This window comes from Thermocoleostomius sinensis A174 (assembly GCF_026802175.1).
Lineage (GTDB): Bacteria > Cyanobacteriota > Cyanobacteriia > Elainellales > Elainellaceae > Thermocoleostomius > Thermocoleostomius sinensis.
Genome location: NZ_CP113797.1, coordinates 60728 through 87289, shown reverse-complemented (window position 1 = coordinate 87289; position 26562 = coordinate 60728). Strand labels below are relative to the sequence as shown.

Annotated in this window: 17 protein-coding genes; 5 read left to right on the top strand and 12 right to left on the bottom strand. The window is 48.4% G+C overall.

The genetic code is table 11. From position 1 onward, the window contains the following. The first annotated feature begins 72 nt into the window (after positions 1–72). Both OXH18_RS00330 and OXH18_RS00325 read left to right on the top strand, forming a co-directional pair. Positions 73–1506, top strand: coding sequence for a DICT sensory domain-containing protein (locus tag OXH18_RS00330; protein WP_268610388.1), 1434 nt, complete (start codon positions 73–75; stop codon positions 1504–1506). A gap of 39 nt (positions 1507–1545) precedes the next feature. Continuing rightward, positions 1546–2193 (top strand): pentapeptide repeat-containing protein, encoded by a 648-nt coding sequence (locus OXH18_RS00325; RefSeq protein ID WP_268610387.1) that lies wholly within the window; start codon positions 1546–1548, stop codon positions 2191–2193. Positions 2194–2228: 35 nt separating this feature from the next. Here the strand turns inward: OXH18_RS00325 and OXH18_RS00320 are convergent, their stop codons facing one another. Both OXH18_RS00320 and OXH18_RS00315 read right to left on the bottom strand, forming a co-directional pair. After that, complete coding sequence (locus OXH18_RS00320) at positions 2229–3965, bottom strand: tetratricopeptide repeat protein (RefSeq protein WP_268610386.1); 1737 nt, start codon at positions 3963–3965, stop codon at positions 2229–2231. 299 nt (positions 3966–4264) lie between these two features. Continuing rightward, complete coding sequence (locus tag OXH18_RS00315) at positions 4265–6838, bottom strand: serine/threonine-protein kinase (RefSeq protein WP_268610382.1); 2574 nt, start codon at positions 6836–6838, stop codon at positions 4265–4267. 371 nt (positions 6839–7209) lie between these two features. Here OXH18_RS00315 and OXH18_RS00310 point away from each other — a divergent pair, with 371 nt between their 5' ends. The 3 genes from OXH18_RS00310 to OXH18_RS00300 all read left to right on the top strand — a co-directional run bounded on the left by OXH18_RS00310 (position 7210) and on the right by OXH18_RS00300 (position 11109). Next, the gene (locus OXH18_RS00310) at positions 7210–8124 is read left to right on the top strand and encodes a glutaminase (protein WP_268610381.1); all 915 of its coding nucleotides are present in this window, start codon (positions 7210–7212) and stop codon (positions 8122–8124) included. Positions 8125–8570: 446 nt separating this feature from the next. Beyond that, positions 8571–8948 carry a roadblock/LC7 domain-containing protein gene (locus tag OXH18_RS00305; protein WP_268610380.1) on the top strand — a complete coding sequence of 126 codons (378 nt, stop codon included), beginning with the start codon at positions 8571–8573 and terminating at the stop codon, positions 8946–8948. Positions 8949–9294: 346 nt separating this feature from the next. Further along, positions 9295–11109, top strand: a complete 1815-nt coding sequence (locus tag OXH18_RS00300; protein WP_268610379.1) for a tetratricopeptide repeat protein — start codon at positions 9295–9297, stop codon at positions 11107–11109. A 44-nt stretch (positions 11110–11153) separates the two neighbouring features. Here the strand turns inward: OXH18_RS00300 and OXH18_RS00295 are convergent, their stop codons facing one another. The 10 genes from OXH18_RS00295 to bcsA form a co-directional block, all read right to left on the bottom strand. Beyond that, positions 11154–11708: a hypothetical protein gene (locus OXH18_RS00295; RefSeq protein ID WP_268610377.1), complete on the bottom strand. Its 555-nt coding sequence runs from the start codon at positions 11706–11708 to the stop codon at positions 11154–11156. 12 nt (positions 11709–11720) lie between these two features. Then, positions 11721–12476 (bottom strand): hypothetical protein, encoded by a 756-nt coding sequence (locus tag OXH18_RS00290; RefSeq protein WP_268610375.1) that lies wholly within the window; start codon positions 12474–12476, stop codon positions 11721–11723. A 121-nt stretch (positions 12477–12597) separates the two neighbouring features. Next, a complete protein-coding gene (locus OXH18_RS00285) occupies positions 12598–13293 on the bottom strand; it encodes a pentapeptide repeat-containing protein (RefSeq protein ID WP_268610374.1) in 696 nt (231 codons plus the stop codon). Between the two features lie 86 nt (positions 13294–13379). After that, positions 13380–13961, bottom strand: a complete 582-nt coding sequence (locus tag OXH18_RS00280; protein ID WP_268610372.1) for a chemotaxis protein CheW — start codon at positions 13959–13961, stop codon at positions 13380–13382. Between the two features lie 44 nt (positions 13962–14005). Continuing rightward, entirely contained in the window at positions 14006–17272 is a 3267-nt protein-coding gene (locus OXH18_RS00275; RefSeq protein ID WP_268610371.1) for a hybrid sensor histidine kinase/response regulator, read from the bottom strand. Positions 17273–17388: 116 nt separating this feature from the next. Continuing rightward, on the bottom strand, positions 17389–20895 hold the full coding sequence (locus tag OXH18_RS00270) for a GAF domain-containing protein (RefSeq protein ID WP_268610370.1): 3507 nt from the start codon (positions 20893–20895) through the stop codon (positions 17389–17391). A 64-nt stretch (positions 20896–20959) separates the two neighbouring features. Next, the gene (locus OXH18_RS00265) at positions 20960–21472 is read right to left on the bottom strand and encodes a chemotaxis protein CheW (RefSeq protein WP_268610368.1); all 513 of its coding nucleotides are present in this window, start codon (positions 21470–21472) and stop codon (positions 20960–20962) included. 4 nt (positions 21473–21476) lie between these two features. After that, positions 21477–21854, bottom strand: coding sequence for a response regulator transcription factor (locus tag OXH18_RS00260; protein WP_268610367.1), 378 nt, complete (start codon positions 21852–21854; stop codon positions 21477–21479). A gap of 184 nt (positions 21855–22038) precedes the next feature. Next, complete coding sequence (locus OXH18_RS00255; RefSeq protein ID WP_268610365.1) at positions 22039–23148, bottom strand: response regulator; 1110 nt, start codon at positions 23146–23148, stop codon at positions 22039–22041. A gap of 729 nt (positions 23149–23877) precedes the next feature. Then, positions 23878–26505, bottom strand: coding sequence for a UDP-forming cellulose synthase catalytic subunit (gene bcsA / locus OXH18_RS00250; protein WP_315874798.1), 2628 nt, complete (start codon positions 26503–26505; stop codon positions 23878–23880). Between the last annotated feature and the right edge of the window lie 57 nt (positions 26506–26562).

Below are 26562 nucleotides of genomic sequence, written 5' to 3'. Positions count from 1 at the left end.
GAGTCTGCGAGAATAAAAACCGATCAGGCTCGCTTTAGGTTCAACGATAAGCAACGTTCCATTCTGCGCAGCATGTTAGAAGGTTCCATCCTCGCCAAGTTGAAAGCGGCCCACCAGTCAGGGCAGGTCGGGAAAAAGCCGCTACATTTCGGGATTTACTATAAAAATACGCTAGTAGCGCTTTGCCATGCCTTGGAAGATGCCATTCTCTCGGCAGATTACCGTCCGCTAATGATTACGGCATTTCAGCGCGGAAAGTGGTATTTAGAAGAAGCCGATCGCTATGGGGCCATTGCCGATCAATCTCAGCAAGTCGTAATTATGGCGACTCCAGAAACGGGGTTTGCCGACCATGCCACTAGCCAAAAACCAAACGTGGCGCTGGTGAGTTTGCATGAAACTGATCCGGTAGCGCAAGAATGGCACTTGATCATTCTCTCGCCCGACTATACGGCGATGGTGCTCTGCCAGGAATTATCTGATGCAGACTATGGCACCACTGGCATGCCCACACACGATCTAGAGCGTAAGTTTTACGGCTTTTGGACGTTTGAACCCGATCTGGTTTTGGAAACGGCCGAACTAGCTGCTGCCCATGTTGGACAGTACGATGCGGCACTTCAGCAACAACTTACCGCACGAATTCGAGCTATTGCCGATCGATTGCAGCGGGAAGAAGCACTGTGTGGCTCACCCACCTCTGATCATTTGGGAGCAATTGTCTCGAGAGTGGTCAACTATTTACAAACAACTCATCAGGCTAGTGTGCAGCACTCGTCTTTAGATGACAACCTCACCTCAAATGAGCTTCAGGCTTATTTGCGAGTCGCGCAACTAATCGATCAAACCGATTTAAGTAATCCCATGGCAGCAGCAGAAGTGGCAACGCTGGCAGAAGCCATAGGACAACTGCTGGATTTACCCGCTTGGCAATTGCATCGACTGCGGCTGGCAGGCTTACTGCACCGAATTGCTTTTCTGCGCACCTGCGAAACGGTGTTAGCGCCGGGTACTTCCACTCGCTATCACGACGATCAAACGAGTGTGCCGCTCACCTGTCCCTTGATTCCAGGTATCCAAGTGCTGCGTCGGATGCAGCGCCTACGAGCTATTGCCACGATTTTGACCCATCAAACCGAATGGTGGAATGGCACCGGCCAACCCTCTGGTTTAGCGGGAGATGAAATTCCGATCGAATCTCGGATCTTGGGGCTGGTAGCAGATTTTCAGGAACGGTTGGCAAAGCGACGATCGGCGGCGGATCAGGAACCGAGCCACTCGGATTGGCTCATGCAAGCGTTGGCTGACTGTCGTGCCCAGCAGGGCGATCGCTGGGACCCGAAACTGGTGGAAGCCTTGGGTTTGCTGGTTAGCGCCATGCAGCAAGGATTAAGTTTGCCGGTTGCGTTACCCAAAATTGCGTCAGGGCTGTGGCTACTGGACTCCTACTCGGAGGAAGACCTACCGCTGACTTATCACGAAATGGGAGAATTAAAGGCGAAATAAGACTAAAACTAGAAAGACTGGAAACTAAGCTGACTCACTATGGATATTGACGCGATTCGCGCCGGAGAACTAAAGCAACTAGCCGGAGTTAATCTTGAAGATGAGGATTTGTCTCAGGTCAATTTAAGTCGTGTCAATCTGGCGGGGGCCAACCTCAATGGCGCGAATTTATCCGCCGCAAAGCTTAACGGTGCCAGTTTAGACGGTGCGAGTTTGCTGGGCTGTCAACTGGTGCGGGCCGATTTGCGAGCTAATTTCTTAGGAGCCAACCTGATGCAAGCCGATTTGTCGGAATCTGACTTACGCGGCGCTAATCTTCGCGGCGCTAACTTGATGCAGTCGCGCTTAGCCCAAACGGTGTTGGCAGGGGCATTTCTCAGCGGAGCAAATTTGATGAATGTGAACTTGCGCGGGGTTGATTTACGCGGAGCCGATCTCCGTGGAAGCAATCTCAGTGCTGCTGATCTGCGCGGAGCTAACTTAGCGCAGGCTGATTTGCAGGGAGCGATCGTCAGTGATGCCAATTTAGAAGAAGCCGATCTCCGCGATGCCAACTTAGCTGGAGCTAATTTCACCGGAGCCAATCTTCTTTGCGCTGATCTAGAGGGAGCGAACCTAGACGGAGCACGCCTTGTCAACGCTTGCTTAAAAGGAACCGTTCTGGAACATCCGCCTCTAGAACCGTAGTGATGGTTAGTAGGTATGCTTGGTGATGACGTTTGCTATAGCTCAATTTGGGAGTCTTCAGCGTCGATCGTCTCTTCCAGATCGGGATTGAGTGCCGTTGCTTTCTCGTAGGCAGCGGTTGCTTGATCAGATAGTCCTAATTCTTCTAACGATCGCCCTAAGCCGAACCAAGCATCGGCATAATCATCTTGCAGCCGGGTGGCTTCTTCAAAGGAGCGGCGAGCTTCAGCATAGCGTTCTAGGTGGTATTGGGCTAATCCTTGATTAAACCAAATCACCGATGATTTGCTATTTAGCGCAGTCAGTCTGCCGTAAATCATTAAGGCTTCATCATACCGCTCTAGGGCCAGTAATGCTCGCCCTTTCCCTTCTAACGCATTTATGTTGTTAGCATCTCGCGCGAGTACCTGGTCAAAAACGACTAGTGCTTCATCATACTGTGCTTGTAACAGAAACACCCAGCCTCGATTTCCTTGGGCAGTTGGCTCATCTCCATTGAGTGCAATCGCTGCTTCAAAGGATTCAATCGCCTCATCAAATCGTTCTAAACTACTCAGCACTACTCCCTGTTGGTTTAACAAGGCTAGACGCAAACTTTCGTTTGGGTTGAATTGTAACGCTTGATTATAGGCTTCGGCTGCCTCTTCATACTGCCCGGAGCTTTGTAGAGCATTGCCTTTGCAATTCCAACTATTTGGATGATTGCGCTGGATCTTAATTGCTCGATTAGCTACCTCGATCGCTTCGTCATACTGCTGAACCGTTTGTAATTCGTAGCACTGATTGATCAATTCATTCACCTCTGCTGCCACAACGACTGGATCACGCGAAACCAGCTTGTATCCACCAAACGTGGCCAAGGCTGTCCCTAGAAGGGCGGCGGCATACCAAGGTTTGAGCAACGATCGCCAAGGCGTAGATGTGGGTTCGTCTGGCTGAGGATTAGTAATTTTACTAGAGCGAGGCAAGTCCTTGAGTACGTCTTCGGCTGTTTGATAGCGATCGGGAAAGTGAGACCGCACCATCTTATCGAGAACTGCCGCCAGTTTAGGATTGATCTGAGGCGCATGAGGTCGCCAAATCACCTCCCCCGTCCGCACATCTTCTTCAATGCGATCGGGCGATCGACCTGTTAAGGCTTGAATGGCGGTCATGCCCAAAGCGTAAATATCACTACTAAACCGAGGTTTGCCGCCCTGCTGCTCATTGGGCATATAACCATAGGTACCCACTACTTTGGTTTGCACGGTGTGTCCACCCGCTGTCACCATTTGAGTCCGAACCTTCTTAACGGCTCCAAAATCAATCAGCACAATCTTGCCATCTGTTCGTCTAATTAAATTAGAGGGTTTGATATCTCGATGAATGGTGCGATGATGGTGAACAAACGTCAAAATGTTGAGAACATCTCTTAATAATTCAACGACCTGTTCTTCACTGAGTTGCTGCTGATTTCGCAACTCTTTGTCTAAATCTATTCCATCGATGAACTCTTCAACTAAATAAAACTCGCCATTTTCCTCGAGGTGAGCCAACAAGCGAGGAATTTGATCGTGATTACCTAACTGAGATAGCTCATGTGCTTCCTGATTAAATAGTTCTCTAGCCGCTTGTAGTGTTTTGGGATCAAAGGCGTGAGGAATGAGTTTCTTGACGACACACTCTGCACTGTTTAGCATTTGTGTATCTTCGGCCAAGTAGGTCTCCGCAAATCCTCCTTTTCCCAAAAATCGGATGATTTGATAGCGTCCGCCAATAACTTGTCCTTGCATGGTTGTGTAATTGATGTAAGAAATAAAGTATTACAGGATTGATGAGAATACAAACTGCATTCAAGCTGTGTTCTAAAGCCAATTCTTGTTCGATCGAGTGAACAGGTTCTGGAGAATTTCTGTCTATCAACCACCTATCAAGGTTGTACATCGAATAACTGTCAGAATCATTTCCGAAAACTTCCCATTGCATCACAGATTATTGCCAAATAGTAGTCATACTCTCTATCGAGAAATAATTTTTTCATAGGATTTTTACCAAGGGTGAATGTTCGTTCACCCTTGATCTTGATTTGTCACTAAAGCTGTTGCTGTACTTGTTCTCGCCTTGTTTTTGCTTCGCTAAAATTCGGGTTCAGTGCTAAAGCTTGGTCATAGGCCGCTAGAGCTTCTTCATAGCGTTGTAGTGCGGTTAAAGCTCGTCCTTGGTTGAACCAAGCGTCAGCAAAATCTGGCTTAATGGCGACAGATTGTTCAAACGCCTCTAATGCTTGTTCGTATTGCTGTAGCTGGAGTAGGGCATTCCCTTTTTGATTTAAAGTACTGAATTGATCAGTTTGATCTTGCAATTTGCGATCGATCGGCTGAATTGCCAGTGCTCGATTGTAGGACTCTACAGCCTCCTGATATTGCCCAAGCTGCTGAAATGCATTCCCCTTACTGACCCATGCATAGTGGTAGTCGGGATTGAGACTAAGCACCTGATCAAAGGACTCGATCGCCTCGTCATAGCGCCGTAACCCTGCCAGGGCATTACCTTGCTGATTCCATCCCGATTGGGTTTCTCGAATTTCTAATGCTTTATTAGCAGATTCCAGAGCCTCAGCATAGCGCTTAAGCCGATTCAACAATTCACTGAGGTTTGACCAGCCAACGTCGCCCTCTGGATAAAGTTCAATGACCTTTTGATAAACTGGCAAAGACTCTTCCAAGCGTCCAGATTCATAAACGGCATTAGCTTTTCGAGTCCAAGCCTCTGCTTGAAAGATTGGATTATCCGGACTAAGCTCGATTGCCCGATCGGCCGCTTCGATCGCTTCGTCTAACCGTCTTAATTTTAGTAATGTAGAAGATTTCGTTAACCACCCGTCGAAATAAGTCGGATCGATTGCCAAAACTTGTTCCGTTGCAGCCAAGGCTGCTTCGTGTCGCCCCAGCACATCAAGGAGAGCGGCTCGACCGGAAAGCGCATAGACAGAATTTGGATTTGCTTCAACCGCCCGATCGAACGCGGCTAGAGCTTCTGTTGATTGCCCCAGTCCATTCAGCGCATACCCTTTACCAGCCCACGCATCCGAATTCCGACGATCGAGTGCAATCGCCTGATCATACGGCTCGATCGCGTCAGCGTACTGCTCTAAAAATCTGAGCACATCACCGTGCCGAATGAAGGGATAGGGATAATCGGGTGCAGCCATCTGGGCTTGCTGATAGGCGGCGATCGCCTCATCCTGTCGATTGAGAGCAAACAGCGCATCTCCTCGGTTAGCCAGCGCATAGGGATGATTGGCCTGAATTTGAATCGCTTTGTCGGCTGAAGCCAGGGCTTCTTCGTTGTGCTGCAAGTTGAGTAGGACAATGCTGCGATCGCTCCACAAATCAGGATTGGTGGCATCGATCTCAACCGCTTGGTCAAACACCGCCAAAGCCTCCTCGTACTGCTGCTGACTAAATAGCAGTGTATTGGCTTTGCGAGCTAGCGTTTCTACATGATTCGGATCAAGTTGCAACGCCCGATCGTAGGCGGCGATCGCTTCATCAGGACGATTGAGCGCTTGGAGCGCATCGCCTTGACCGATCCAGGCTTCGATTAGGTCTGGGTCTCGTTCGGCCGCCGCTGCAAAATCTACCAAAGCTTCGTTATACTGTCCTGCTTCCAGCCGCGCTTGCCCACAGGCGATAAATTCAGCAGCACTTTGAGGTCGGCAATTTTCAGCCGCAATCCGCGGTTGCCTGGGAGAGAACACATGAAGCGCCGTTGCCGTCAGTCCTACTGCTGCCACAAGTCCCAACGCAGACAGCGCCAAAATTAGTCGTTTTTTGCTGATCTGCTGTGAACCGTGAAGATCGTGCAGCACCTCTTCAACTGTTTGATAGCGATCGCGGAAGTGAGTCCGCACCATTTTGTCTAGAATAGCAGCAAATTTGGGGCTAATCTGCGGTGCATACGATCGCCAAAGCACTTCTCCAGTTTGCTCATCCTCGGGTAAGTCTCTTGGAGCAACGCCCGTCAACGCTTGAATGGCCGTCATTCCCAAAGCATAGATATCACTGCTGAAGCGAGGATGGCCGCCTCGTTGTTCATTCGGCATGTAACCCGGATTGCCTACTGCCATAACAAAGCTAGTTTGTCCTGGTTGCGTCACAACTTGCGTATTGACCTGCTTCACTGCACCAAACCCTGTCAGCATGAGCTTACCGTCTGCTCGACAACGAATTAAGTGATTGGGATGAATATCGCGATGAATTACATGCTGTTCATGCACAAATTCAAGGATTTTTAGCACCTCTTGTAGCAAGCAAATCACTTGCGTTTCAGTGAATTTTTGTTCCTGAGCTAGTTCCTGATCCAGCGTTTGCCCATCAATTAATTCTTCAATGAGGTAGAATTCTTGGTTTTCTTCAAAATAGGCCAACAAGCGGGGAATTCGATCGTGGCTACCCAACTGCGACAAAACTTTTGCCTCGGTTTCAAATAAGCGCCTGGCGGCTTCTAAAGTATCTGGATCGGTTGATCGTGGCTTGAGTTGCTTGGCGATACAGTGGGGAGCATTGGGGAATTGCTCGTCTTGAGCTAGATAAATATCGGTGAATTCGCTCGATCGCAAATGTTGAATTAGTTTATAGCGTCCACTTAGAATTGTGCTGAGCATGGCAAAGAAAGTAGTAAAGAGAGATAAGAGACATAGAAGATGAGACAAGTCACTAGAAGGCAGTCGTGACGCTACAAAAGTTAGAGACCTTTGCGATGGGCGATCGGTCTCTTGAAGGTAGAACTTTATCGTTCGACTAAATGCCTAATCTAGGATCTGATGGATCTTGTCTGGTCTATACTCGGTCAGCGATCTCTGTTTGCCACACTGGTTATTTCACAATAGATTTTTGCGTTTCCTGAAATAGGCGGCTGTTGTAGCAAAAATTTATGATCCTGAACAATCTATCTGCGATTTATCTGTTAATACCTTGAAAGAGGGTTGAACAAGTCTTGCTCAATCTGCTTATTTGTCATTCATGCAGGTAAATTGTGTTAACTAAACTAGAAGCGTTCTCACAAACGGATTTAGATGGTTGGATTAACCAAGTAAAACTGCAAGCTCATCAGGGACATGTTGCCAGCCGTATTGCGCTTCTATCCAAAACAGACCCCCAGTGGTTCGCAGTCGAAATCCGTACTCAAACAGGCGTCCTTTATCAAAGTGGTGATCTTGATCGGACCTTTCCCTTAATGAGTGCGATTAAACCATTTCTGTTGCTGTATTTGCTAGAGCAACGAGGAATGCAGGTCTTTGACTTGGTAGGGGTGGAGCCATCCAATTTGCCGTTTAACTCGTTACAACAATTGATCAACGATGGCGGTCGGCCGCGCAACCCCATGATCAACAGTGGTGCTATTACACTTGCCGATAAATTACCGGGCAAAACCGGAGACGATCGCTGTCAACAGTTTTGTGCGTGGCTCAATCGACAGGGGGGCTGCCATCTGAGCCTTGACCAAGCTATGCTAACGTCTGTGCGATCGGCAGGACGAGAACCGAATCAAGCGTTGGTTCATTATCTGTCTCAGGTTGGAGCGCTGAACGAGCCAGAGAGCGCCATTGATACCTATGAGCAAATCTGTTGTTTGTCTGGTTGTGTTAGCGATCTGGCGCAACTGGGAACACTACTCGCTAGCGATCGCTCGACTATTTCCGCTTACCACCGCCGGACGGTCAATGCCATTATGCTGACCTGCGGATTATATGAAGCGTCTGCCGTGTACGCGGTGCGAATTGGGCTGCCAATGAAATCTGGCATTAGCGGGGCTTTGGTTGCCGTTGTGCCCCATCAAGGTGCGATCGCTTGCTATAGCCCTACCCTCGATCACGTTGGCAACCCCGTAGCTGGCGTGGCCTTAGTAGAAACTCTCTCACAAGCTCTACAACTTAGCGTGTTTGGCTAGGATATCGTCAACTGCGGTGAGGCAAAGCAACTGTACAATCCCGCGACTTGGTATGACTCTGTAGCGAACAGAATGTCCAATCAATACCACAACCCTAATGCTGAATCAGCCTGTCCATTGGTTCAGGGCGCTATCACCACACCAGGTGCAAAAACTCTGTGGATTTTCCCGCTTTTCTAAATGAATTATGCGGATCGATCGTCCTTCATACGAATTAATTTAGTGATGCAAGATTGACGCAGCAATTAGTCGATCCGGTGTCAACACAATCGTTGAGATGATGAGTACACCCCACGTCTGTGCCCCTGTCCCCTATCCCTCTGCCAAACTTGGAAGTAGGGGTTGGGGAATCAGGACAAACTGACAAAACGGGAATGTATTCGAGATGAGTAACGACCAACGATAGGGCAAACAACGCAAGTACTCTACTTAATTAAGGACGCAAGATGGCCATTAGTACCGAAAAGTTGGGATATATTTTGCAAAATTTTGTCACCACGACAGCGGAAGTGCAAGGGGCTGCCTTAGTGACGCCCGATGGGTTGCCGCTTGCAACTAACCTACCTGGTTCAATGGACGAGGAGCGAGTGTCGGCTATGTCGGCAGCAATGCTGTCGTTGGGTGAACGAATTGGCGTGGAGTTGGTTCGCGGAGCGATCGATCGCATTTATGTTGAGGGAGAAGAAGGGTTTAGCATTTTAACCAGTTGTGGTCAAGATGCCGTATTTTTAGTGTTGGCTAATCGATCGGCTAAGCAGGGCGTGTTGCTATTAGAAATTAAGCGGGCCGTTTCAGAGTTAAGACAGGTGCTAAATATCCCTTAACGGATAAATTGAAAAGTCGTACTATTAGGTGACAAAAATTGAGATCCCCTCAATTTCGCCGACGCAAGGGGACATTGAGCTTGGTTTCCCCTTGTTTAAAAAGGCAAGGGGGAATCAACAGGTATAGCAATGGATAGAATGGGAAGCGTTGCAACCACAAACCTATAGCCGGTCGGCAGCAGACGTAAGCGTCTGTCGTCTTCCGGTCTATGAAGCTGCGGCTGACCATGCAATAGTCCATTCTGGAAGCCACCGTTAAAAAACATTAATCTTATCGAATACGGCAGGATCTCACATGATTGGCGATCGATCAGGGTATCCATTGCACTACTTTAGTGCAAACCCTATGCCAAGCCAGAACGTTGGGCGCGTTGCTCAAGTTTTGGCATGTCATTTGGTTCAACCAACAGCACTACACGAGCTTCCGCCGGATATTGATCAGTTTGTTGGACGATCGATCGAGGTTCAACAGGTTCTGGCGCTAGTGAATCACGGAGAACCCGATCCTAAACCCAAACCAACGATCGTTTGTATCACTGGGCAGGTTGGTGTTGGCAAATCAGCGCTAGCCATTCATCTAGCGCATCGGTTGCGAACCAACTTTCTAGAGGCACAATTCTACGTAAATTTGCGCAGTACTGAACAACCATCTCGCTCTCTAAACGACATTACTCTCAGCCTTCTACGAGCTTGGGGCGTTGCAGAAGCGTCAATCCCGATTGACCCGCACGAGCGCACTCAGCTTTTTCAAGCAGCATTGAGTCACCAACCTATTCTTTTGGTGCTAGACAATGTTGAGAATGCGCAAATTCACAACTTGATTCCCACACAAATGCCTGGCATTGTTTTGATCACTAGTCGTAAGGCACTATCACTAGAAAATGCTATTCAACTGGAATTAACGGAACTAGCGGAAACAGAAGCAATTGAACTTTTACATAAACTCGTGAATCGAGATATCATTCATCTGACAATGAATGTTGCAAAAGAAATTGTTGAGTTGTGTCATTGCTTACCGCTGTCCATTCATCTAACGGCTGGAACCATCAAAAATCAGCCTGCTAAAGCATTAGCCAATTACGTTGAGCAACTGCGTCAGCAACACAAATCCATTCAACACCTGCACTCGGCCTATGCAACCATTCGCCCCAGTTTCACCCTCAGCTATCAACAGCTTGCCCCCCAAGCGGCACAATTATTACGAAGATTAGGACTTTTAAATGATGCGCACTTCACGCTGTCATTGGCCGCCGCCTTGCTGGACGTTGACTTAGATGAGGCTAAACAACTAGTTGAGCAATTAGTTGATGTGAACCTTGTCAAGCGAATAGGAGGGGATCATTATCAAGTGTTTCACGATAGCATCCGCTTGTTGGCACGGCGGCTATCAGCAACCGAAGAATCGATTGCCACGCGGCAAACCATTCGACTGCGGGTAAGTCAATGGTACTCAACTACCTGCGGCATCATGAACCTAGGATTAGATGTTCAAACGCGATCGCAGGTGACACAAACCCTGAACCAAACCCGCCAGCAACCTACCTCGAAAGCGGAACAACAGTTGGCAAAGGGAGTATTAACGTGGTTTGAACGGGAGTATCTCAGTTTGATGATGGCCATCGAGTGGGCAGTTCAAGCAGAATCGTGGAGTCTGGTAGTGGATTTTGCTAGGCGATTGGCGCTCTTTTTTACCGCCCATGCCCACTGGCAAGACTCCGAATGGTTGCATCGAGTAGCCCTCGAAGCCACTCGTCAACTAGCCGATCGGCAAGCTGAAGCAGAGCTACTAAACAATTTAGGGAATCTCTGTGTGTATCAATCTGATCTCGATCGAGCGGAAACCCTTTACAACCAGAGTCTAACGTTACTGAAAGAACTGGGGTTGAAGAACTCGGCAGCCAAGACGCTCACCAACTTGGGTGTTTTACATCTTCAGAAAGGGCGATCGCAATCAGCACAAGAGGCTTGGCAGGAAGCGTTGAACAGTTTGCCAGCAGATTCGTCGGAGCAGCAGTACCTGAACCGATGGATGCAGAGCACTGATCCGAGTTTATGGCAGCTATTGACCGAGGAAATGCCCGATCGTAGGGTTTCTCAAAGTTTTTTTCAGTCAATGGGCAAAGCCATTAAACGGTTTCTAACAAATGAATCAAACGAATAGCATCAAACCAATCAAAGATTAATCGCTACAGAGACTTTCCTGCATCATTCTCTCGTTAAAACAAGATGTTCCAACAGAGTGAGAATGCGGTTGATATCGCCTCGCATGGCTTGAATCTCTGCTTCGATCGCTGCTAGTCGTTGATCGATAGCCGAATCTTGCCGTGACTTATACGCATGTGACAAATGGGAATGCGGCTTCTGTGGAGGCGTCGTAATGGGCTGATTAAGCTTATCTACTAAATTTGCCCAGCTTGAAGCTTTGACGCCAAAATGGTCTTTGGCAGCTTGGAATTTTCCAAACTGTTGTTTGAGTCGTTCTACAGTGTATGCTTCCGATAACGCAGGCAGAGGTGACGGAGATGGTTGATTGAGATCTTCCTCAACCATGTCCACTACTTCATCAATCAGACGATCGTGATTTTCAGCGATTTGGGCCGCCGCTCCCAAGATACGAGACGTAGCTTTGATTTGCACCTCTCCTTCTTGCCTCAATTGAGTAACAATATGGCGGAGGCGATCGCTCAAGTTTGCATTTATTCTTGTTGGCTGAGTTGGTGACTGAGCGATGGAAGAAACAGGTACTAGATCGCTGCTCATCAATTCGACTCCCTATTCCGCAAGAATATCTTTTACAGCCTGCCAAATTAGCTTAAATTTTTGCAGCAGCCCAATTGGATTATTATCAGAATTGTCTTCTACCGAGTCAACCAAGTTTTGAATTCGATCCATTCGGTTTGCTAGTTCTTCTAAATGTGCAATCGCTGCTTCTTTCCGCTCTAGGGAATCGCGTAATACGATCGCCATATCGGCAATTTCTCGCTTTAACCGTTCATTTTCCCGTTTGCGACGGGTTTCCCAACCTTTAATCCCTGCTTTTGAGCGTCGTTCAAACTTCAATTCGGCTTGCGTTTCATTGTAGAGCATTAAATATCGATCGCGTTCGGCTCGCGCCGTTTCATATTGAGCTAGCAATTCGTTATTTCTAACCTTTTCTTGCTCATAGAAGGTTAGATAAGTTTGCACTTGCGTTTGGGCTTCTTCGTATAGTACTAAAGTTGATTGATACCGTTGTTGTTCTTCTTGATAAAGGGTCAAAGTTGATTGATATCGTTGCTGCTCTTCCTGATAGAGAGCAAGAGTGGATTGCCGCTGTTGTTGTTCTTCTAAATACAATCGTTGAGCTTCTTGAGCTTCTTTTTCTTTCGCTTTGGCAATTTGTTGGGCCTCATCTCGCTGAGCCTGTAGCGTCGCGATCCGAATTTTAATGTCGTGGGGAGAAGGCGGTTCTTGTTGTCGCGATCGTGGATTTCTTACAGCATTATCATCAGAATTAGTGCGCCGATCTCCTCTTCGCATTCCAGACATATCAAAACTTCACCCTTCAGCAATATGGTCTATTTCGAGTATAGAAGACTGAAAATAGGCTAGGGTTGAGCTTCAGCCAAACTTTAAGAGAGCATCACAGTAGATTGACGATTAGTTTGAATTAGCGCAAATGGGGAACATTTGGAGGAAGAATGGCGAAGTCCAACCGAGCGTTGGTAAAGTCGGCTCCTTCTAGGTTGGCATCGGATAAATCCGCATAGCGCAAATCGGCGCTGTTTAGGTTAGCTCCTGAGAGATCGGCTTCACGAAGGATGGCTCCATACAAACTGGCCCGCTGCATGGAAGCATTTTTGAGAGTAGCGGCGCTGAGGTCGGCATCGCGTAATTCGATCTGATCCAACACAGCATCGGTTAAGTCTGCATTGGTCAAACTGGCATGCAGTAATTGAGCGTTTTCTAAATTGGCGTCTTGCAAGCTGGCGGTCTTCAAATCAGCGCCATACAAATGCGCTTGTGAGAGGTTGGACTGATTCAGGTTTGCACCTGTTAGCACGGCGTTGATCAGCTTTGTTCCTTGAAGGTTAGCTCGTTGTAACTGTGCTCCTCGTAAGTTCGCGCGGCTCATATCTAGTCCGCGCCAATTGACTTCAGTTAGGTCACAACCTGCACACTGCTTATTGTGCCCGATCGCCCCTATATCTTGGGTAGGGGCTGGCTGATTTTGGATTGAATGATCGCTATCAGTTTCGCTGATTTCTAGCGACCGGGTGACAGAAGTATTCATGGCCACATGAATAACGAGCGGCAAGAGCGCAGCCAGTACAGATATCACAGCTAAAATTGTTCGAATGCTCATAATTATTTGTTTATCTGTTTCATCAACAAGTTCATAGTCTCGTTTAATTAATTCGTATATTGTTGGCTGAAATGAAATATATTTCTCTACTTATCTTTAATTAGAGGTAGATTAACTTGACTATCAATCAGTTGATTAAGATTCAGTAAAAAAATGGGTGCTTCGTTTTGAGGTGAGGTGATCAGGGCACTGACGCAGCGAATCCCTCCTTCGGCTAAATAAGTTTGGGGAACAGGTGTGAACGCCGACTCTGGCACACGGCGCAGACTTGGAAACTCATTGAGCGGAATGCCAATTAACTCTCCTTCTGCGCTTTGTAAAAGCAAAAGGTGATGCTGTCCGGTTCTTTCGATCGACGCTGTGTTCTGGCTGGTAATGTGAGACGCAGCAGTTGAGGATGACGTGGGCAAACTGGGACGATCGATCGGTTTTTGACCATCCCCAAAAATGCGGCGTTGAATATCAATGATACTGACATCCCGATCTTGATAACGAGTTAGGCTGACATCGCCTTGGATACCATACACTTGCCCCAGCGGAATCACTCGATAGGCAGCCCGAATTGGCAGCGCAAACCAATCCCGACGAATGCGAAAGACAATTAGTTGCTGGGTTGTTTCACGCCGAGTCAAATTGCGTCGATCGCGCCGATAGTGAGAGAGCGTCATAGGGCCACATGTGAAGAGTAAGCGCTGAAACGGACTAGTAAGAATTAACTAGCGGGGGCTAGGTCAATTAGCCGACTCAGGGTTTGGAGCAGCACCTGTTCATTGTATGGTTTAGAGAAATAGGCAGTTGCACCAAGGTTCATCGCTAATTGCCGGTGCTTATCGCCACTGCGAGAGGTCAACATGGCAACAGGCAATTGCTCCAGAGTAGGGGTCGATTTCACTTTGGCCAGGAAGCCGTAGCCATCTAATCGAGGCATTTCAATGTCGCAGATCACCGCTTGAACCTGCAAGCCGGCTGTGAGTTTGTCAATGGCATCTTGCCCATCTTTCGCTTGGGCTACTTGATAGCCCGCTTTTTCCAACGTCAGCGCCAACAAGCGGCGCACATTGATGGAATCATCAACCACTAGGATAGTAGGCTTGCGCGTCGGAATAATTGTTGGCGCAGGCAACCGTCCCCCTCCGCTTTCGGGCAAGCTAGGGGCGATCGCCTGATCACCGGTCAAGAATTCTGCGCGATCGCAGCTTGCAATCCAATGCAGCATTTCCGAGATGCTGACCAAAGGCACAACTCGCCCATCTCCTAGGATGGTGCAACTGTTGAAGCCAGGTGGTAATGGAAGATTGCCTTCAACTTTGCGGAGGGCTACTTCTTGTTCCCCCCAACAGCGATCGATCTGCATTCCCATGCGTTGGTCAGCCTGATTCAGAATTAACACGGCTGGCTCGTTAATGGTCGGTGGTGTTTCCAGACCATCCATCTGACGAGGACAATTAAACTTTAGCCAGCGCGACAATCGGATCAATTGCAGTAACTGATCATGCCAGCGCAGCGCTTCACTGCCAGCGGTGTTGGTGACTTGCTCTGGCTCTAAAATTGTCACTTCTTCAATGACATCGGTGGGGAAGGCAATCAACATGCCGCCCGCTTCAGCCAGCAATACTCGGGCGATCGACAACGTAAATGGAACTGACAAAGTGAAAGTGGTTCCCAGCCCAGCTTCGGTGCTAACACGAATTTCACCCCGCACTTGTTTCAAGTTGTTGCGCACCACATCCATGCCAATACCACGCCCAGATAAATCAGTCACACGATCGGTGGTGCTAAATCCGGGTTCAAAAATTAGCGACAGCAGTTCTTCGTCCGTTGCCGCTGCGAGCAACATTTCGTCTAGCCCCATTTGTTGTGCTCGCGATCGAATTTTCTCTAGCGAAATCCCTCTACCATCATCTCGAACGGTAATAATTGTGCGATTACCCCGATGAAATGCTTGAATTTCGATCAACCCTTGTTCTGGTTTTCCATGAGAACGGCGAGTCTCCGAGTCCTCAATACCATGATCAAACGCATTGCGAATCAAATGTAGCAATGGATCACTTAAAGCTTCCAGAATATTGCGATCGACTAAAGTATTGCTTCCGTGAACTTTAAGTTGAACTGGCTTGTTGTACTGAAGAGATAATTCCCGGATAGCTTTAGGAAAGCGATCCACCACATCAGATAGGGGACGCATCCGTACTTGGCTGAGGCCAATTTGCAGTTGCTTGGTAGTTTTATGTAAGTCGCGATTAATTTGCTCGGTATCGTCCAGCCCCAGTTCTATATCGCTGGTGACTTCTTGAATCTGGACGATTGTTTCCATCACTTCTTGGGACAATAAATGTAGCTCATTGTAGCGATCCATTTCCAGCGCATCAAACCGTTCATCAAATTGATTGTGTAAATGATTCTCGCTGTTTGTTGTCGAAATGGATTCAAGCGGCACCTCTACATTTGCTGAAGCTAAGAGCAATGGTGAGGTTGTCAAAGATTTGGTTGTAACGCGATCGTAAGCATTACGCAATTGAGAATTTGATTGATCAAGAACTTGCACCCGCAGAGTCATTGTCCGAATTAAACTGCGTAACCGTTTCAGGTGAAGATCAAGGCGATTTCGTTCGATGGTCAATTCGCCTAACAAATCATTAAGATGATTAAGATGCTTGACTGGAACACGAACCGTATTGTCTTGAATTTCTTCTGTAAACGAAGCAGAGGCTGTATCACTAGAAATCTGAAACTCTGCTTTATAGGTATCTTTGGGTGAATGAAACGTCTGTGCATCCGATCGATCGGACTTAACAATTTGGGCTTCGTAGTCGGTGTTGACGGAGGACGAGTCTAATTCAGAAAGCGAAAATGGATTTGTGAACGAATCTAGTGACTCCTGATGGAAGGTAGGCGAATGGGGTGTTGCAGCATCAACTTGCTCAGAATCGAGTTGATCAGCCTTCGTCAATTCAGAACCGGTTAACTCAAAATTAGTGAGTTCGGTTGAAGCTAACGCAGCAGGAACGTCAAATTCATCTGAATCGACAAGCGGTTCAACTGGCGATCGGTCTGTATCGTTGAAATCATCGAATTCTGCTGAAGCAAACTCGGATTGCTCAAAGTCTGTTGAATGAAAGAATGGATCAACGGCTGGTTCGATCGCTTCTGATATTGATTCTGTGCCCCAATCAAACGCTGCGATCTCAGGACTTGCTGCGTCAGAAATCACAACTCCTTCTACCTGAATGCGATCGGGCAGCGCACTGTGATTACCAGTCAATACACAGGCTTGTGAGCGTCTCCAGGCTTCCAGGGCAGCTTGGGCGACCACAACCACTCGATCGGTGGAGGTCAAATGCTGCGCAATCGATTGGCACAATTGCGTAAAGGCTGGCAGTTGCAACATTTCTCCCAGTCCTTCTAATTCTTGCGCCAAAATTTCAACTTCTTCTCGCAAGCAGGGATCTTGGGTTTGAATCGCTGTTTCTAAGCGCTGAAGGCAGCCATCTACTTCGGTTTCAAAGATCAGCCGCACAACATCCTGCCCTTCTTCTGGTGACAGCACCGAGGTGGCATCTTCGGCTTGGGGTTCGCCTAGTCGATCGCGCAATTGATCAAAAATTGGTTGTGCATGGTCATTTAACCAAGCGGCATCGATCGATCGTCGTTGACGACAGTCTTCGGTCACGCGCCGTAAACAGTCCAACCCAGACAACAACAGCCATTCCAGGTCTGTATCAATGGCGATTGTATTCTTTTGAACTTTGAGCACCTTAAACGAATCTTCCAAGCGGTGGGACAACTGACTCAGGGCTTGAAATCCCATCATCGCTGCACCGCCTTTGACAGAGTGAGCGGCCCGCAAAGCAGCATTGATCTTTTGACTGTCAACGCCACTGTTGGCTAATCCCAGGAGCGCTGCCTCTACGGTATCCAGGTACTCCTGCGCCTCATCGAGAAACTGAAGCTGTATTTCGAGTTCCTTATCCTGTGACATAGCTCTAGAGGGGGTAGATAGGGGAGGAAAGAGGACAAAGGCGAAAGGCGAAAGGCTGAAGGATACAGAAGGATACAAAGGAAATGCTAGGTTTATCCTTGAGACTTTATCCTTTTCTAGATATCCGCACCGACTTCAAATGCTCCTACCGAAGCTTGTAAGGTTTGAGCAACTTCAACCGTGCGGCGCAGTGCCGATGATACCTGATGCGAGGATTGTGAAGTCTGTTCAGATACCAGTGCAATTTCTTTCATCAGCTTGGATACCACTTCCGAAGTTGACACCTGTGAAACGGTCGCTTCTGAAATCGACTGCACCAACTGATCAATTTGTTGAGAAACATCCAGGATTTGCTGGAGGCTTTGTTTGGCGTCTTCTACTAGGTGTGTACCTTCCACTACTTGCGCAGTGCTTTGCTCCATCGCTTCGACAACTTGGCTGGTTTCGCGCTGAATGTTGTCTACAATGCGTTCAATTTCCTGAGTGGCTGCGGCCGATCGGGCTGCTAGTTCACCTACTTCTTCGGCAACCACGGCAAATCCTTGTCCTTCCTCACCCGCCCGTGCTGCTTCAATCCCGGCATTGATAGCCAGTAAATTGGTTTGCATGGCGATTTGATTAATCAGCGATACTACTTTAGAGATCTGTTGCGATGATTCGCCTAAGCGTTTGACCTTTTTGGCCGTTTCGCCCACCGTTTCCCGCAAGCTCAGAATATTTTGTACGGTGAGATCCATCGCCGAGCCACCCATCTCAGCCGTCGTAGAAGCCGATTTAGCGACCTTCGCTGCTTGCTGAGCATTTTCAGCCATGACCTGAATCGATCGCGTCATCATTTCGATCGAGCTAAGGGTGCGTGTGGTTTCATCGGCTTGTTGCAGAGCTTGTTCGGCCAAGCGTTGAATCGCCGCTTCGTTTTCTCCGAGGGACGCATTCACCTGCACAACAGATTGTTTTACCTGAGTCACAATTTGTCGCAAGCTTTCCACAATCGAGTTGAAGAAATCGGCTACTGTACCAATTTCCCCATCGGTGACATCGGCGCGCACCGTTAGATCTCCGCGTGCGGCTCCTTCTACCTGACTCAGCAAATCCAGTAACTGAAGTTGCAGGGCTTCTTTTTGTAGCCGTCTTTCTTCCGATAGCTTCTCGGCTTTGAGGCGTGCTTGCTCTAATTCGGCAAACAACTCCGCTTGCTCTAGGGCAAACCCAAGCTGAGCCGCCAATTGACGGAAAAATTTAATTTCACCATCCTGCCAGTGGCGTGGCCCGGAACACTGATGGGCAATTAATAGCCCCAACAGCCGATCGTCTACTTTAATCGGAGCAACCAAATTGGCCTTCACCTGGAACGGAGCCAACAGCTTTAGGTGGCACTGGGTTAACCCCGCTTCTTGTAGATTATCTGTGGCTTTTACCCGTCCCTGACGATATTGTTCAATGTATTTCTCGGTAAAGCACGGATCGGCAATCTGCGCGCCCATTGCAGCAGGATAGCCTGGCTCGACGGACTCTGCCACTACGGTGCCTTCCCACTTTTCATCGAAGAGAAACACAAGCAGGCGATCGGTCTTGAGGACGGCGCGGGTATCGTGCACCACGGTCTGGAAAATTGTTTCGCGCTCCAGCGATTCCCACATGTGCAAGATAATTTTCGTCAATTGCTGTTCGCGCTCGGCTGTTTCTTCCTGCTGTCTAAGCACTGTGGCTTGAGCCAAGGCATAGCCTACCTGAGTAGAAATCTGTTGTATTAAATCAAGTTCTTCTTCTTCCCAATGTTTGGGCCCAGAACATTGATGCGCACACAACAATCCAATCAGGTCATCGCCAATCACGATCGGCGCCACCATATTAGCTCGCACCTCTAGGCGACGCAGGATTTCGCAGTGGCATTCGCTCAGTTCTGCGGTGGCCAAATCATCAATCGTAGAAATGCGACCGCTCTTGAAACGTTCAATCGCCCCAGGAACCAGTGGATCGTGAATGGTTTGCCCTAATGCTTTCAGCCAACCGCGACCCACCGATTCCGCCACAATGACACCGCTCTTCAAATCTGGATTAAAGCGATAGATTAAGACCCGATCGACCTTAAGCACCTCGCGCACACCCGTCACCGAGGTTTTGAGAATTTCGTCAAAATCCAACGACTGGCGAATGCGGCTGGTTAACTCTGCGAGTAGCTGCGATCGTCTAGCAGACGCTTCCTGACGATGAAATTGCTCTTCTAGGACTGCTTCCGACCGCACCACCGTATCAGCTAGCTGATTAAAGGTTCCCACCAGTTGCCCAATCTCATCTTTGGCAAACAGTTTCGCTCTGGCACTGCGATCGCCCTCGGCAAACCGCCGATTTGCCCGGCGCAATTCCTCGATTGGATTGGCCACGGCACGCCCCAACAACCCTGCCAAAACAATGTCAGCCGCCAAGGCCAGGGCTGCAATCACAAGCTGTAGCAGCAAACTGTTGCGCAGCAGTTGATTTAAAGCGACTTCCGATGTGCCTCGAACTAATACCCCCACAGGTTGATTATTAAAGTCGTAGACCGCCTGAGCCGCAACGGTGTAGGTTTGATCACCAATTTGCATCCGGCGCGTGACTGGCCCGTTCGATTGCTGGGTGGCCCACTCCAAAATGTTGGTATCAGACAACGGAATAGCGGGACGTGCCGCTTCGATCGGACTATTATCTGGCAACTGTAGAGCGGTCGCTAGCTGAAACGTTCCGTCTGGCTGGCGGGTGTAAACAGCGCTGTAGCCATTGTCGAAGGCTTCGACGGTTCCCTGAACGATCGGCAATTTGTTGTTGACAATATCCCCTGCTACCAACACACCCAGTACCTCTTGAGTGGTGGGATCTTTGACCGGCGTCAGCACATAGCGAATGAGGGCATCTTGCTCGGTTAAGCCTTCAGGCAGAGGTGGCGCTTCCCGTTGCAGTTCTTCCCAACTGACAATCGCATTCGTTTTAATTTGGCGCGGATTGGCCAACACTGTGCCCACCAGTCCACCAGGGTCAAATCGCTCGCCGCGTCGATCGGCATTGGCTCCGGCGATGATGCGTAAATCCCGACCGACTAGCGTGGCATACTCAATTTCTCGGGCTGTCACCTCATTTTTAAGAATGCGTTCTACTGGATCGATCGTTTCTGGAGCCGGAAGACGACCTGATGCCGCTTCCCGAGCGGCTGCAATAATGGCAGCATTGTCTGACTGCCCCCGAAAGCCATATCCCATCTGGTTAACTTTGATGTTATAAGCCAGATCGGTAACGGAGAGTTCTGACTTGGCTTGTTGCAGCAACTGGGCACGCCCGCCTGCCACAATCAAGAAGGAGCCGACGCCCACTAGTCCCACAACTGAGATCACCTCAGACGTAATCAGCCCGGTCAATTGTTTGCGGCGAACAGGCATGTCATAGAACCATTGCAGCCGCGATCCTTCGGTGATGGGTTTGCTGGATTGAACATCTGGATGGCGCATCAGAGGAGATGGCTTGCTTGCATCTGGTCGCTCTGGTCGCTCTGGTCGCTCTGTTGATGAATCGAGCATGGGTTGAAACGAAAAGGAGTCTTCTGGTTGTCCCGAGTGGTCATCAGCGGAGAGGTGACGAGGTTGAGTAGTCATACAACGAATGCCCTATAGCACGGCTAGACGAGAGAGGAATGAAAAATCGCAAACGAGAGATGGTTTATGGGTTGCGCAAAATCGGAGACTGGGCGATCGCCTCCGCATCCAGCATCAACAAAATGTCTTGTCTGTGCTCTTGTTGTTGAACGGCACAGCCTCGTAAATAGGGAAGCAAGGACGGTAGCACTTGACCGATCGGCGGTTGCGTTTGGTTGGGATCAATCCAAGCAATTCCTTCTACCCGTTGTACCGCTAATCCCAATGACACCGCTCCCACTTGAATGAGCACTAAACTGTACTGCTGAGCATTAGTATCCAAAATTGCCAAACCTAGCATTTGCGCTAGATCCACCACCCAAAGAACGCGACTGCGGCGGTTCATCAACCCCAACATACAGGGAGGCATGTTGGGCATGGGGGTCAGGCGACGGGCCGACAAAATCATGGCTTCTTGCACATAGCGCATGAATAGAACCGCTGAAGTTTGAGGGCACAATTCAAACCGCAGGTAAGCATCTCCTGACGTACGACGAGAGGAATTTTTTGAGGAAGGAACCAGAGCAGAGGAATTCATAGCATTAGCCAGCAACAGACTTGATTGCGCGAATGAGTTGTTCACGAGTAAAGGGTTTAGTGATGTAAGCATCGGCCCCTTGTTTCATTCCCCAAAGCCGATCGATTTCCTGATTCTTAGATGTACAAATGACCACGGGAACTTTTTCCGTGGCCGGGTTCTTTTTTAAGTTGCGACATAATTCAAATCCACTCATACCAGGCATGACAATATCTGTCACAATCACATCTGGTTTTTGTTCGATCGCTAGATTCAACGCCTCTTTGGCACTCACCGCACCGATAACGCTGTACCCGCTTTCTCGCAAATAATGGGTGATCAATTCCATCTCGGAAAGGGTATCTTCAACAATTAAAATGGTGCCCATCAAGGTTGTGCTCATTCTAAATTCCTTGCAAGTCAATTAATTCTTTCTGCAAACGCTATCGACATCCGGATTTTGAGGAATAAAGGATGAAGGATAAGTCCGAAATGAAGAACGAGAGGTAAAGAATAAAACGTAGATGAGTACATAGGTCGATGAGTATGTTGCTTCTAATTCCTAACCCCCAACCCCTAATCCCCAACTAGGTCAAATGCTTGAACACCATCTTCACTAAATCTGACTGGGTAAAGGGTTTCGTTAAATAGCCCGATGCACCAACTAATTTCGCTCTGGCTCGATCGATAAAACCAGTATTGCCAGTTACCATAATCACGGGGGTATAGCGGAAGTTAGGATGTTTCCTCAATAATGAACATAGTTCATAGCCGTCGAGGTTGGGCATGGTGACGTCTAGCAAAATGAGATCGGGTTTGCTGCGCACGATTTGCATTAAGGCTTTCACCGGGTTATCGATCATCAAAACTGTGAAGCTTTTGTCGTCAAGAAACGATCGAATGGCTTGCAGCACAGTGGGGCTATCGTCAATGCAAGCAATCGTGTAGTGGGTTTTACTGGTGGAACTTAGTAAGGATGGAACGGTGAATTGGGGACGTCCAGGATCAGAATTGGCGATCGCTGGGGTCGTCGTCGTCGGCACCGTTGGCTCTGAAGCAGGTTCTGGTTCCGAATCTATCTCCGGCTTCAAGCCCATGCCGTTTTGTTGAGGAGGTTGATTCGCAATAAATGGTTGTTCAACGGGCGATTTCGTTACAGCCCGAGCCGTCTGCCGCTGGCGGGTTTGACACTGTTCGACAAGAAACCGCAAGTCAAGCTGACAGAACTTGGGCATCTCGTTCAACTGCTCTGGTGGAACTAGTTCGTGGCTGCCATCTTGAACCGTCAGGAACGACTCGATGACTTCAACTGCCAGGGCTTCAATTAAAAGACTAGTTTGATTGGACTGAAGATGCTGCTGCTCTACAAGCCAGCAAATGGCCTGATAGTCAGCGGGTAGCCCCGATGCATTTTCTACCTGTGTTTCAAACAGCAACCGCACTTGTACCCGAACTGCACTCACCAAACTGGGAATTTGAGCGCTGAGCCGACGCAAATGCCGATCGAGCCGTTCAAACGGGTTCATTGAATTGGTGGCATACAACAGTTTCCCTTGTTCCAGATACAGTAACCACGAGGTAGAACCATTGGATACCTGTAGACAGCCGTTCGCTTGGCGACTGGACAATTGTGCCAAGAGCGTTAAAGGATGCAACTTCTGAAAAGGTCTGTAGCTAGCCATAGTCGTGGTATTCATGTGTATCGCTCCGTTGAACTTGTGGGGCAAGATCTGAACGAGCCTTATCGCGAAGATGAAAGCACTCCTGATGAGGCTGCACAGTATTTGAGAACGCCCTTATCACAATGGTTGGTCAGTTCAGTTGATGCGGACTATAATTAAGTTTGGGAATGAAATTGAAACAATGTGGGTTGAATGAGTTGAATGGTAATTGCTGTAATCTGCCCATTAAAAGTTACAAATTAAACTTAAATTAGGACAAGCTTCAACAGTAGATGGAAACTAGTAACAGCTACCTTGAACATTTTTCAAGCGAAATCACCTTCATCAGTCAACTTCTGCCGAAAATAACACTGCCAATTTTGAAATCAAGCTTCTCATCAATAGCTCAGCAGAATGGCATGAATCTTAAAGAGATGATGAATTGCGATCGACCGTGAGCCAACTGAGGTCAGACGATTGCACAACTGTCATCAACAGGCTGAAAGAAAAAAGGCTGAAAGAGAAAATCGACAAGATAGCTGTGGTAGCGCGTCCCTAAAAACTTGAGGTGGAAGCTGTTACGAAACGCTTCACAGAAGTCAACGATCGCTTCAATTAGCGATCAATGAACGAATTAACGACTGCATAGGTAATCTTTCACCTAGCCTATCAAATCTATTCCATGTTTCTAGGATGGGTTTGTGAAGATCTAGGCTGCAAGCGTGAAGATGTCGTAAGGCTTAAGCAAGCCAACCTCCCCCTTTCCTAAGCCGACAGGGAATTTTCCCGTTCACTATCTAGCAACTGCAAAATGCGCCGAATTTTGTTCTGCTGCTGCCGATCGAGAAATTCGGGAAAGCGCAGTTCGATCGCCACTCGTTGTACATACGTTTCGGAAAAATAATCAGCCGGAAGCGGCGGCAATTCTTCCACCATTTGTACCTGGGCTAGCAAACTATAGGCATAGGGGTCAGTTTTGTCATGCCCCATAGCCAATGCAACTAGGGGTTGCGTCACTCGAACAGCATCTAGGTGCAAAATCGATGGCCCACTATATTCCAACCGCAACTCTCGTAGTCCCATCTCGGTGAGTTTAGCATTGTAAGAACTCCCTTCCCAGCCTTCCCAGTAAAGCTGCACATCAGCATCCACATATTTGCGCACCTTGACCCCAATCTCTGGGCGAAATTCGCGAAAGGCTCGTCTGAGGCTATTAGAAATGAACCGCAGCGAATCTAGGGGCTTATCAGCCTCTCGGCGCTTCTGCGAGTACCACTCTTGCACATCGGAAAAGATCACTAAAATCAAATCATCTAATTGAGTACGACTAACATTGATGAAATTCACTGCGAGTACGGTTTCTAGCCTGTCGGTGGCAATGCCGCGCACCACTTCTGCGTCTAATAACGCCCGTGCGCCAAAATCGCCAATCAACTCCACCCGCACCTGATCGGGAATATTGGGCCAAACATCCAACAAAATCGACGCACCGGATTCGCTGACGTTCATGGTTCGTCCGGTCCAACTGTGATCGCCACTGTGGATAATGGCGGTCAATTGGCGCGGTAAACGGTGGGCACTGCGTAGTTGGGGTTGCTCGAATGCAGCTAAACAGGCAGCTAGCACCAGCAGAATATTAAACGTACACCATAGGGCATTAATTAGAACCGCCTCTGTATCGCGGGGGCTGAGCAAGAGCCAAAACGGAACTGCAATCAGTGAGGCACTGGTAATAGCTCCCAAAATCACCAAATAGCGAATCGAGTCTAGGTCAAACTTACGTTCAGTGACGGTTAACCCTTTATCGGTGACGTTAAATTTGCCGAGTTTGGGATTCACCATCGCCAGCATCGTTACAATTCCTGCTTGGAACGACATGGCAAATTCATAAATTTCGTTCCAGAACGAAAAGCGGACATGTCGATAGCGAATGTGGTTGGTTTGCATCGATAGTACAATGTGCGGCAACGCATAAAACAACGTTTCTAGACCCAAACCACGGACTGAGTTGATACCAAACAACAGAAATAGTGTTGGAGCGACGGCATACATCAGGCGAGGAAAGCCAAAGAAGAAGTGAGAGGTGGCACTGAAATAACACAATCGTTGCCCAATGCTGAGCTTCAGTTTGGGGTTTACTAAGGGATGCTCTAGCCGCAAAATTTGCGCCATGCCCCGCGCCCAGCGCACCTGTTGCCCCACATAGGCCGAGAATTTTTCGGGGGCTAATCCTGCCACCATGATTTTGTCGTAATACACCGTTCGGTAGCCTAGTGAATGCAGCCGCAGTGAGGTATGACAATCTTCTGTCACCGTTTCTACCGCAATGCCGCCCACTTCCATCAGCGGTTTACGTCGCACGATCGCCGCTGAACCACAGAAGAACGCCGCGTTCCAGAAATCATTTCCTTTCTGCAAGACTTTGTAGAACAACTCATTGCCAACAGGCACACGTCCGCCCGTTTTCAAGTTGCGCTCAAACGGATCAGGATTATAGAACCAGTGCGGGGTTTGCACCAGTGCTACTTTTTCATCTAAGAAAAATCCAACCGTTTCTTGTAGAAATGGGCGCGAGGGAATGTGATCACAATCAAGAATCAAAATCAGATCGCCGTGCGTTTTTTGCAGTGCTGTGTTGATATTCCCCGCTTTCGCATGATCGTTATTAGTTCGGGTTAACAGTGTACAGCCCAACTCTTCACAAATGCGATAGAGGTGAATACGGCGATCGTGAAACTTGCGGCCATCATCTAGCACATACACTCGTTTCTTCGCGGCTGGATAGTCGATCGCCAATGCACCCAGGATGGTTTTCCGTACAATTTCTACATCTTCGTTATAGGTGGGAATGTAGACATCAACCGTGGGTAAGTTGTTCTCAGGAATGGTAGAAATGTCGATCGGTTCCCGATGTCGAATTCGGGCCGTTTGAAAGTATGCCAACATCAACGTAGCGATAGCATACATCTCTGCCATATATAACAGAACAGAAAAAACTGTATTCACCCACGTATCAAAGTTGAGGGTATAAATTGTGCGGTAATAGAAGTACCGCAATGTCACCATCACACTCAGGCACATCAACAGTAAATGTAACTGCTCGCTCGTTGTCGATCGTCGCTGTCGTTCTTCTAAATGCAGCAAAAACCGTCCTACGCTAATTAACAACAGTGCCACAAATCCCTGTTGCCAAAGTGTTGGACGCACTGAGATGAGCGGGGTGAAGAGCCACAACAAACAGCTTAATAGCACAATTAACTGGCGACGGCTTAACCACTGCAACAGCCAATCAAATAGCTGTGGAATATCGTCTACCAGCCAATGTGTAAAATTTTCCTTAAATCGATCGAGCCATGCTGGGGTTCGATGCGGCTTGGAAGAAGGACTGACCATCAAATGCTCCTGTTGCGATCGGCTGTGGGAACTGGGGGGCGAGGAGTCGGGAGTGGG